At 37.1% G+C, this 10,327-nt stretch carries 10 protein-coding genes, 1 pseudogene and 1 other annotated feature; of the genes and pseudogenes, 10 read left to right on the forward strand and 1 reads right to left on the reverse strand.

What is annotated here, in order from left to right:
• Nucleotides 1-58: 58 nt before the first annotated feature.
• Nucleotides 59-754, reverse strand: a complete 696-nt coding sequence (locus V7183_RS15955) for a hypothetical protein (protein WP_335360141.1) — start codon at nt 752-754, stop codon at nt 59-61.
• Between the two features lie 108 nt (nt 755-862).
• On the opposite strand from V7183_RS15955, the gene V7183_RS15960 reads away from it, so the two are divergent.
• The 10 genes and pseudogenes from V7183_RS15960 to V7183_RS16005 all read left to right on the forward strand — a co-directional run.
• A complete protein-coding gene (locus tag V7183_RS15960) occupies nt 863-1,510 on the forward strand; it encodes an HD domain-containing protein (protein ID WP_097894754.1) in 648 nt (215 codons plus the stop codon).
• Nucleotides 1,507-3,399, forward strand: a complete 1,893-nt coding sequence (locus V7183_RS15965; RefSeq protein WP_335360142.1) for an ABC-F family ATP-binding cassette domain-containing protein — start codon at nt 1,507-1,509, stop codon at nt 3,397-3,399. The genes V7183_RS15960 and V7183_RS15965 overlap by 4 nt, the downstream gene beginning before the upstream one ends.
• Before the next feature lie 76 nt (nt 3,400-3,475).
• Entirely contained in the window at nt 3,476-4,207 is a 732-nt protein-coding gene (locus tag V7183_RS15970) for a Bax inhibitor-1/YccA family protein (protein WP_097894756.1), read from the forward strand.
• 158 nt (nt 4,208-4,365) lie between these two features.
• On the forward strand, nt 4,366-4,704 hold the full coding sequence (locus V7183_RS15975) for a single-stranded DNA-binding protein (RefSeq protein ID WP_097894757.1): 339 nt from the start codon (nt 4,366-4,368) through the stop codon (nt 4,702-4,704).
• 168 nt (nt 4,705-4,872) lie between these two features.
• On the forward strand, nt 4,873-6,000 hold the full coding sequence (locus V7183_RS15980) for a conserved virulence factor C family protein (RefSeq protein ID WP_335360143.1): 1,128 nt from the start codon (nt 4,873-4,875) through the stop codon (nt 5,998-6,000).
• Between the two features lie 4 nt (nt 6,001-6,004).
• A complete protein-coding gene (locus V7183_RS15985) occupies nt 6,005-6,388 on the forward strand; it encodes a thiol-disulfide oxidoreductase DCC family protein (protein ID WP_335360144.1) in 384 nt (127 codons plus the stop codon).
• 83 nt (nt 6,389-6,471) lie between these two features.
• Nucleotides 6,472-6,906: a BrxA/BrxB family bacilliredoxin gene (locus V7183_RS15990; protein ID WP_335360145.1), complete on the forward strand. Its 435-nt coding sequence runs from the start codon at nt 6,472-6,474 to the stop codon at nt 6,904-6,906.
• A gap of 50 nt (nt 6,907-6,956) precedes the next feature.
• The gene (locus V7183_RS15995; RefSeq protein ID WP_335360146.1) at nt 6,957-7,733 is read left to right on the forward strand and encodes a class I SAM-dependent methyltransferase; all 777 of its coding nucleotides are present in this window, start codon (nt 6,957-6,959) and stop codon (nt 7,731-7,733) included.
• 40 nt (nt 7,734-7,773) lie between these two features.
• Nucleotides 7,774-7,989, forward strand: a binding site (T-box leader).
• A 45-nt stretch (nt 7,990-8,034) separates the two neighbouring features.
• The gene (gene argS, locus V7183_RS16000; RefSeq protein ID WP_335360147.1) at nt 8,035-9,723 is read left to right on the forward strand and encodes an arginine--tRNA ligase; all 1,689 of its coding nucleotides are present in this window, start codon (nt 8,035-8,037) and stop codon (nt 9,721-9,723) included.
• Nucleotides 9,724-10,037: 314 nt separating this feature from the next.
• Nucleotides 10,038-10,327: pseudogene (locus V7183_RS16005) on the forward strand (methyltransferase domain-containing protein); the annotation flags it as partial.

Below are 10,327 nucleotides of genomic sequence, written 5' to 3' on the forward strand. Positions count from 1 at the left end.
TTGTGAGACAAGGGATTTGGCACTTTTATAGTTTTTATGTTTTATCAAATGAACAGCCTTAAAACTGCTCATTCTTCTCCCAGGACTCTACAATATAATGGGCAATTGTTGGATTAAATCCTTTTCCGACTAAAAACATAATCGCAGCAACTTCTGTCATGGCGTGTTGGGGGGATGTATATTTTGCTTCATTCATACCGTACTCAACCCATGGTTTTACGAAATCTAATATAGGCTTTTTTAAGGATAAAAATTGTGTACCAACAACTTGCTGAATTTGTTGTTCCGTTGGTTCAGTTGGAATTCCTGTAGTAGAACCCGTTGGCAAGGTTTGTGGTTGTGTTGAATCTAATGTTGGTGCTGGTGGTGAAACACGCGGGTCGTGGTATGGTTGATACATTTGTGGTTGCTGATATGGAGCTTGCTGAGCTACATATGGATTTTGTTGGTGTTGAGTTTCTGGGACATGCTGAGTTACATATGGATTTTGTTGATACCGAGCTTCTTGAGTTTGCTGAGATACGTATGGATTTTGTTGGTGCTGAGTTTCTTGAGTCTGCTGAGTTACATATGGATTCTGTTGATATCGAGTTTCTTGAGTTTGTTGGGTTACGTATGGATTTTGTGAATATTGTAATTCTTGATGCTGTGTTTCCTGCTCTTGGTTTTCCGACGGCTGTTCTTGATATTGTTGCTCTTGATCTTGAGGATAGTATGGTTGGTGCGGATAAGACTGTTGATTATTATAGAACATTTTATTTCCTCCTTCGTAATTGTACATACAAAATAGTCTATGGGCGGACAAGAAAATATGTGATGAAAAAATGAGGGCATGTTACAATAAGAAACTGGGTGAAGATAAATGATAAAACAAGAACAAATTCAAAAAACAGTAACTTTTGTCAAAAATATTTTAGAAAAAGATGCGAGTGGGCATGATTGGTATCATATTGAACGTGTACATAAATTAGCAATCTCTTTAGCAAAGCAAGAAGGTGGCAATCTTTTTGTAATCGAGATGGCGGCATTGCTTCACGATGTAGCCGATGAGAAGTTAAATGAGAGTGAAGAAGCTGGGATGAAAAAGGTTTCTAACTGGTTAGAAGAATTGAGTGTTCCGGAAGAAGAAAGTAAACATATCCTTCATATTATTGCAAATATGTCTTATAAGGGTGGACATGGTGGTAAGATAGAAACATTGGAAGGAAAAATTGTTCAGGATGCGGATCGTTTGGACGCGCTTGGGGCAATTGGAATTGCTCGTACATTTGCTTATGGTGGGGCAAAGGGAAGATTAATGTATGATCCAAATGTTCCTCCGCGTGAAGCGATGACGAAAGAAGAATATCGAAAAAGTAATGATCCATCTTTAAATCATTTTTATGAAAAACTGTTAAAACTGAAAGATTTAATGAATACAGATGCTGCTAAGCGAGAGGCTGAAGTTCGCCATCGTTATATGGAAGAGTTTATCGGACAATTTATGAAAGAGTGGAATGCACAAATATGAAAATGTTAACAGTAGAAAACGTATCCAAATCCTATGGGGATAAACCGTTATTCAATGGATTATCATTTAGCATTGCAGAGGGACAACGCGCAGGGATTATTGGCGTAAACGGGACAGGTAAGTCGACATTATTAAAAATTATTGCAGGAATAGAAATTCCTGATACAGGGGATATGACGCATACGCGTGGGTATACAATTAGCTATTTATCACAGCAACCGGACTTTAATGAAGATTTAACAGTACTTGAGCAAGTATTCCATGGTGATACACCTCTTATTCGTCTTCTTCGTGAATATGAACAATCATTATTAAATATAGAAAAAGATCCAAGCAATGAAAAAGTACAAGAACAATTATTTGCGATGCAGCAGCGTATGGATGCGATGAATGCATGGGAAGCAAACGCGAATGCAAAATCTCTTTTAACGAAATTAGGGATTACAGATTTCACCGCAACAGTTGGAAATTTATCTGGGGGACAAAAGAAACGTATTGCAATGGCGCAATGTTTTATTGAAACGCCTGATTTATTAATATTAGATGAGCCAACGAACCACCTTGATCATGAAACGGTAGAATGGTTAGAAGAGTACCTATCACGTTATACGGGAGCGGTTTTACTTGTAACACATGATCGTTATTTCTTAAATCGTGTTACAAATCGTATCTTTGAATTAGATAATGGTAAACTGTATAGCTATGAAGGAAACTATAGTACATTTTTAGAAGCGAAAGCACTTCGTGAAGAACAAGAATTGGCACAAGAATCAAAGCGTCAAAATCTGTATCGTCGTGAACTAGCTTGGATTCGCCGCGGAGCGAAAGCGCGTTCCACAAAACAAAAGGCACGTATTCAGCGTTTTGAAGAGCTAGAGGGACAGGAAGGGCCAGCTGCGAAGCAATCTGTTGATATTGCACTTAGCGGGAGTAGGTTAGGAAAGAAAGTACTTGAGTTAAAAGATGTAACGAAAAAATTTGGTGATAAAACGGTACTCCACAATTTTAATCATATCGTGAAACCAGGAGATAGAATTGGAATTATCGGAGCAAACGGTAGCGGAAAATCATCTCTATTAAATATGCTTGCGGGTAAATTATCTCCTGATAGTGGTGAGATTGAAGTGGGGCAAACTGTAAAGATTGCTTATTATACACAAGAAAATGAAGAGATGAACTTAAATCAACGTATGATTGAATACATTAAAGAAGTCGCAGAAGTTATTCATACGACAGATGGAAAAGTAATTGGCGCATCTCAAATGCTTGAACGTTTCTTGTTTGAGCCACATTCACATGGAACGCCGCTTGTTAAACTATCTGGTGGTGAAAGAAGACGCCTGTATTTATTGCGTATTTTAATGGGGGAACCGAATGTACTTCTATTGGATGAGCCGACGAACGACTTAGACACACAAACATTAACAGTACTAGAAGATTATTTAGAAGATTTCCCAGGTGTCGTTCTTACCGTATCGCATGATCGTTATTTCTTAGATAAAGTAGTTGATGAATTATTTATCTTTGTTGGTGGCGGAGAAGTTCGTGAGTTTTTAGGTAGTTATAGTGATTATTTAGAGATGCAAAAAACAAAAGAAATAATAGAGAAAGCGGAAGTGCAAAAAGAAAAGAAAGTAGAAGAAGTACCAAAGCAACAACGTAAACGTAAACTTTCTTATCATGAGCAACGCGAATGGGAAACAATTGAAGATACGATTGCAGAGCTTGAGGAGAAACTTGAAACAATCGGAGAAGAGCTTGCAAATGTTGGCTCTGATTTTACAAAGGCACAAGAGCTTTCTGAGGCGCAACAGCAAACAGAAGAAGAACTAGAGAAAGCGATGGAACGTTGGAGCGAACTATCTGACATCGTTGAAGGTTTAAAATAAAAACAGGCTACATATATTGAAATATAAAGAGAAAAACTTTACACTTATTGGTAGAATCTATTTTAGGAGGGAAAAAATGAGAACATCTAATCCAATGTTGAACAAAGAGGCATTTCGTAAACAGGGAGCGAGCGCTTCTGCGATGACAATTGGCGGAGCCGTAGGCAAAACATTCATTATGCTTGCCTTGCTTCTTGCGACGTCTGTTTATTCATACATACAGATGATGCAAGGAACAATGAAAATGCCAGTATTAATTGGGGCGTTAGTTGTTGCTGCTATTGTCGCATTTGCATCCATATTCTTCCCGCGCATATCACCGATTGGCGCGCCGATTTATGCGGCAGTAGAAGGTGTTGTGCTAGGAAGTATCTCAGCAGTTTATACAATGAAATTTGGCGATACTATCGTTTTAAATGCTGTATTACTAACAATTTCAATTTTATTTGCAATGTTAGTCTTATATGCAACTCGCGTTGTAAAAGTAACTGATAAATTCCGTACAGGTGTAATGGCTGCAACGTTTGGAATTGCGATTATGTACTTAATCGTTTTTCTATTAAACATGTTTGGTGTGACTGTTCCTTATATTCATCAAGGCGGAACAATCGGTATCATTATTAGTGCAGTTGTCATTGTAGTTGCTGCATTAAATCTATTACTAGACTTCGATTTAATCGAAAGTGGTGCACGCAGTGGAGCTCCAAAATATATGGAGTGGTACAGTGCGATGGGATTAATGATGACATTAGTATGGTTATACTTAGAAATTCTTCGTTTTGTTTCTTACTTTACAAAGAATGACTAATTGGAAGAAATCCTGCATGATTGAAACATGCGGGATTTCTTTTTGTGTTTTTTTAGATTTAAAGTGATGATTTCTTTTTAGAAATATATCATTTTGCATTTTTTACCTATCTTCTATTTTTTTCTACAATAAAGAAAAAAATACGAGGTGGTATAAATATGATGAATCGTGTTGTATTAATTGGAAGATTGACAAAAGATCCAGAACTATACTACACAAAGCAGGGAATTGCCTACGCACGTATATGTGTTGCGGTAAACAGGGGATTTCGGAATAGCCTAGGGGAGCAGCAGGCTGACTACATTTACTGCGTAGTCTGGAGAAAATCTGCTGAGAATGTATCGGAGTATTGTAAAAAAGGATCTTTAGTTGGAATTACAGGCCGGATTCATACGAGTAATTATGATAATGAACAGGGGAGGAGAGTGTATAAGACGGAAGTTGTGATTGAAAGGATTACGTTTTTGGAGCGGAAGAGAGAGGAAGCATCGCAGTAAAACCTATGTATACGCATGAAAGAAGTAAACTTAAAAATTTTTATCTTGCGTTTACAGGTGTGAGGTCTCCGCATTGTGATTTGTAAAACCAAGCATTGCAGTAGGAGTATAACGGTAGAACATGTTACAATACAGCTAAGAACAAGCAATAAAGGAGAGTATATTTACGTGAAGATTAAAGCAATTGAACCAACGCCAAGTCCAAATACAATGAAAGTTATTTTAAATGAAGTATTACCATCAGGAGCACGTAATAATTATACAAACGAAAATGCAGAACAAGCACCAGAACAAGTGCAGCAAATTTTAAAAATCGAAGGCATTAAAGGTGTGTATCATGTAGCGGACTTTTTAGCAGTTGAACGAAATGCGAAGTATGATTGGAAAGTACTTTTACAGCAAGTTCGTGCTGTGTTTGGAGAAGAAGTAGCAGTAGAAGATGAACAGGAGCAGCTTTCACATTTTGGTGAAGTGAAAGTGTTTATTCAAATGTTCTTTACAATTCCAATGCAGGTGAAATTAACAGATGGAACGACGGAAGAACGAGTTGGATTACCAGACCGCTTTAAAGAAGCGATTATGAAAGTGCAAATGTCTGCACCTAACGTTGTAAAAGAGCGTAAATGGGTGGAGCAAAGTACACGTTATGGCAATTTTGAAGAAATCGGAAAAGAAGTGGTAGAAGAAATTGTTGCCGCTTATCCAGAAGATCGCGTTGAACAAACGATAAAAGAGTTATTAGATCAGGCAGGGGCTATAGAAGTAACTGTGGCAAAGCGTGTGCCATATAAAGTAACAGAAGAGATGATGGCAGATTCTGATTGGAAAAAACGCTATGCAGCTCTTGAACAAATGGATCCTACCGAGGAAGACATTCCTGTTCTGAAAAAAGCGTTAGAGGATGAAAAGGTATCGATTCGCCGTTTAGCAACAGCATATTTAGGTATGGTAAAAGGTGAGGAAGTATTACCGTTATTATATAAAGCCTTATTAGATCGTTCTGTAAGTGTGCGCCGTACAGCAGGCGATTGCTTATCAGATGTGGGCGATCCAGCAGCGATGTTTGTTATGATTAAAGCACTTAAAGATCCAAGTAAATTAGTACGTTGGCGTGCAGCGATGTTCTTGTTTGAACTTGGTGATGAAAGTGCAATTCCAGCATTACGAGCGGCACAAGATGATCCAGAGTTTGAAGTAGCCATGCAGGCGCGCTTAGCATTAGAACGCATTGAGGGCGGCGAAGAAGCAAAAGGTTCTGTTTGGAAACAAATGACGGAGTCTCGTAAAGGAGAGTAATCGTATGATTGTTTTCTATGATAGCTGGTGTCCAATGTGTACAGCAGTTGCGGAGCGTACGAAAAAGTTTGATAAAAAAGGTTCAATGACGTTTGTTTCTTTCCGCGACAAAGATGTAATGGAAGAGTATCAGTTGTCTGAAGTACTGCAAAGTAAGATGGAACAAAGACTTTATATTTTCAAAAACAATAAATGGTACGATGGAATTGGGAGTATATATGTTTTAGCAAAGTCTATCCCCGCATATTGGATTGCGGTTCCGTTCATTAAGTTATCTATGTTACTTGGATTTGGAAATAAAGTATATGATTATGTTGCAAATAATCGGAAACTTGTCCCTGTTGGGCATTGCCGTGAAGGGATTTGTGAAATTCCATCAAAAAAATGACGTCATTGCCATCTTTCTTTTGCGCCAATTATTAGAGCGTGATATGATGAATTTGGAATGAAAGTTGAAGGAGAGATAATAAGATGTCAAATGCATACGAAGAGTACATGCGTCAAATGGTAATTCCGATGCGTCAAGAGTTAGTACGCGCTGGATTTGAAGAATTAACTACAGAAGATGCTGTAAAAGAATATATGGAAAATGTGACAGGTACAACATTAGTTGTTGTAAACTCTGTTTGTGGCTGTGCAGCTGGTTTAGCTCGTCCATCAGCTGGTCAAGCGGTTGTACGTTCTGAAAAACAGCCTGACCATCTTGTAACTGTATTTGCAGGACAAGATAAAGAAGCGACTGCAACAATGCGTGAGTACTTCGGAGATATTCCTCCATCCTCACCATCTATGGCGTTATTAAAAGGTAACGAAGTTGTTCACTTCATCCATCGTCATGAAATTGAAGGAGCAACAATGGAAGAAATCATTAATAACTTAGAACAGGCTTTTGAAAAGCATTGCTAAAAAGAGGGAGAAGTGATTCTTCCTTTTTTCTTTATATACGAGGTGAAAAGATGATTGTAACAACAGCGGGACGAACAAATGAGGAAATGACGGCTTATGCAAAAAAGGTAGCGGAAGAACTAGAATGCTCCTTTGTAATGCGTAATGATATACCTGTGTACAAATTACATGAACAGCATGAACAAGATGTGCTTGTCGTAGGAAAGAATAGATTAGCAATTTATCCAAAAGGTACAGAAGAATCGTTCTTCTTCCATCCCAACTCTGCAATGTTTCGTGTGAAGAGATTAATGAGAGGAGAACATGATCCATTTGTACAAGCTGCAAAGTTAGAAAAGGGAATGACGGTGTTAGACTGCACGCTTGGTATGGCATCGGATAGTATTGTAGCAAGCTATATTGTTGGGAAAGAAGGGGCTGTAATAGGTCTTGAAGGCAATCAATATATGGCTTATGTAATGGAAAAAGGTTTACAAAATTGGTATTCTGGAGTTTCCGAAATTGATGAGGCGATGCGCAGCATTACAGTAAAGCGAACAGAACACTTCACCTTTTTAAAACAGTGTGAAGATAATAGTTATGACATTGTCTATCTCGATCCAATGTTTGAAGAAACTGTAATTGAATCGGATGGTATTCGAGGTTTAAAACACTTTGCATTATATAATGATGTCACAGATGAAACAATTAGAGAGGCAAAGCGCGTTGCTAGAAAACGTGTTGTTCTAAAGGATCATTTCCGTAGTACGCGATTTGAAAGACATAATTTCTTTGTTTATAAGCGTAAAAGTGCAAAATTTCATTTTGGTGTAATTGAAACTTGCTAATTATTAGAAAAGATGTATAATAAGCAATAATCAATTATATATAATGTCGTAGATGAAGAGAGTAGTCCTTCTTCAGAAGTAAAGCGAGCTAGGGTTGGTGAGAGCCTAGTACGGAGAAGAGGATGAAGCGCACTTCGGAGATGCTGCTTGAAATGAATAGTAGAGTAAGCCGGGGCCCCCTGTCCTCGTTATAAACGGGAAAGTGGTTCGAATTGAACAACAAGGGTGGTACCACGGGTAATAACTCGTCTCTTTTTTAGAGACGAGTTTTTTGTGTTTTAAAAAATAAGGAGGGAGCAATATGGAGTATAAAATTCAATTTGCAAAAAGTTTATCAAGTATCTTATCCTCAGATTTATCCTTAGAAGAAATTATTGATTTAATTGAAACACCAAAACAAGATGAATTCGGAGACGCAGCATTTCCTTGTTTCATGCTTGCGAAACAATACAAAAAAGCACCAGCAGTTATCGCAAAGGAAATCGCAGAAAAATTAGATGATCCATTTTTTACGAAAGTAGAAGCAGTTGGACCGTATGTGAATGTATTTTTCAATCGTCACATAGTAAGCGATGATGTGTTAAAAATGATCTTAGCTGAAAAAGAAGAATATGGACAGGGCCATTTTGGGCAGGACAAAACAGTAGTAATCGATTACTCTTCACCAAATATCGCGAAACCTTTCTCCATGGGACATTTACGTTCGACGATGATTGGGAATTCTTTAAAACATATCGCTGAAAAGTGTGGATATGAGGTTGTAGGAATCAATTATATTGGTGATTGGGGAACGCAGTTTGGAAAATTAATTACCGCATATAAAAGATGGGGAAATGAAGAACTTGTAAAAGAAGACCCGATTCGTGAGTTATTTAAGTTATACGTTCAGTTCCACGAAGAAGTGAAAGAGAATCCAGAGCTAGAAGAAGAAGGACGTGCATGGTTTAAGAAATTAGAAGACAATGATGAAGAAGCAGTATTTTTATGGAACTGGTTCCGTCACGAATCTTTAAAAGAGTTCTCGCGTATTTATGAACTCCTTGGAGTTGAATTTACGAACTTTCAAGGAGAGGCTTTCTATAATGATAAAATGGATGATTTTGTTGAGATTTTAGAAGAAAAAGGGTTATTAGAAGAATCAGATGGAGCGCAAGTTGTTAAGTTAGAAAAAGAAGATATGCCGCCGTGTTTAATTAAAAAATCAGATGGGGCTACACTTTATGCAACGCGTGATTTAACAGCTGCCTTGTATCGTCAAAACACATATGAATTTGATAAAGCGCTGTATGTAGTAGGAGCAGAACAAAGCTTACACTTCACACAATTTTTCACCGTATTAAAGAAACTTGGTTATAAATGGGTAGACGGAATGGCGCATGTACCGTTCGGACTCATTTTAAAAGATGGTAAAAAAATGTCCACGCGTAAGGGAAAAGTGGTATTACTTGAAGAAGTATTAGAAGAAGCGATTGCGCTTGCAAAGCAGAATATCGAAGAGAAAAATCCAGACTTAAAACAAAAAGAAGAAGTTGCAAAACAAGTTGGTGTTGGGGCAATCATTTTCCATGATTTAAAAAATGAACGTATGCACAATATTGAATTCTCTTTAGAAAAAATGTTGAAATTTGAAGGAGAAACAGGACCATATGTTCAGTATACACATGCACGCGCTTGTTCCATATTAAGAAAAGAAAATATCGAATTTGAAACAGAAACTTTTGAATTAAGTGACGATTATAGTTGGAGTACAGTAAAACTATTGAATAGATTTCCGCAAGTCATTGAAACAGCCTTTTCCAAAAATGAACCTTCACATATTGCGAAGTACTTGTTAGATGTGGCACAAGCATTTAATAAATACTATGGAAATGTTCGGATTTTAGAAGATAGTCAAGAGAAGGAAAGTAGACTTGCACTTGTTTATGCAGTAACGATTGTATTAAAAGAGGGATTGCGATTACTTGGAATGGGTGCTCCGGAAGAGATGTAAGAATGATTGTCTAGGATTATCAGTTATCTAAAGCGAAACTTTAATCAGTTGAGGGGATGACTACCCGTTAATGCGGGATAAAAATGAACAACTTTATAGACTAAAATTGGTAGAGGAGAGGATAATATGTTTCGTAGGGAGCATATTATCTTTTTCTCCTTTTACATAATAAAAGGTTTGAATACAATATGTAGGAATATGTCTAATATATACCGAATACATAGGTGAAAATAACTTTGTAAAGAATATGATATAGAAACATTTCAGGGCAGTAGATTTTAAATTTCTAAATATAAAGAAAGGAGGGTATTATATTGAAAGATTATTATTGGGATAACAAGCTGGAGTATTTAAAAAATACAAGAGACCTATATTATAACGAAGATTACCTAGGTTTTTTGGTGAATTCAGTTTGGAAGATTTCTAAACCAGTGCATATTATTGATTATGGTTGTGGGTACGATTATCTAGGGCTAAAACTATTACCTTTGTTACCAATTGGATCAAAATATACAGGAATTGATAAAGGGGAGCAGTTAGTTAATGAAGCAAAGAAATTATTTCAAGAGCTTCCGTATGAATCAGAATTTATCATTTTAACCGA

It is taken from the genome of Bacillus sp. JJ1127, from assembly GCF_036965845.1.
GTDB lineage: Bacteria > Bacillota > Bacilli > Bacillales > Bacillaceae_G > Bacillus_A.

Excerpts from the sequence above, each read along its gene's own strand:
- V7183_RS15955 (WP_335360141.1), bottom strand. The coding sequence starts at position 754 with ATGTTCTATAATAATCAACAGTCTTATCCGCACCAACCATACTATCCT.
- V7183_RS15960 (WP_097894754.1), top strand. The coding sequence starts at position 863 with ATGATAAAACAAGAACAAATTCAAAAAACAGTAACTTTTGTCAAAAAT.
- V7183_RS15965 (WP_335360142.1), top strand. The coding sequence starts at position 1,507 with ATGAAAATGTTAACAGTAGAAAACGTATCCAAATCCTATGGGGATAAA.
- V7183_RS15970 (WP_097894756.1), top strand. The coding sequence starts at position 3,476 with ATGAGAACATCTAATCCAATGTTGAACAAAGAGGCATTTCGTAAACAG.
- V7183_RS15975 (WP_097894757.1), top strand. The coding sequence starts at position 4,366 with ATGATGAATCGTGTTGTATTAATTGGAAGATTGACAAAAGATCCAGAA.
- V7183_RS15985 (WP_335360144.1), top strand. The coding sequence starts at position 6,005 with ATGATTGTTTTCTATGATAGCTGGTGTCCAATGTGTACAGCAGTTGCG.
- V7183_RS15990 (WP_335360145.1), top strand. The coding sequence starts at position 6,472 with ATGTCAAATGCATACGAAGAGTACATGCGTCAAATGGTAATTCCGATG.
- V7183_RS15995 (WP_335360146.1), top strand. The coding sequence starts at position 6,957 with ATGATTGTAACAACAGCGGGACGAACAAATGAGGAAATGACGGCTTAT.
- argS (WP_335360147.1), top strand. The coding sequence starts at position 8,035 with ATGGAGTATAAAATTCAATTTGCAAAAAGTTTATCAAGTATCTTATCC.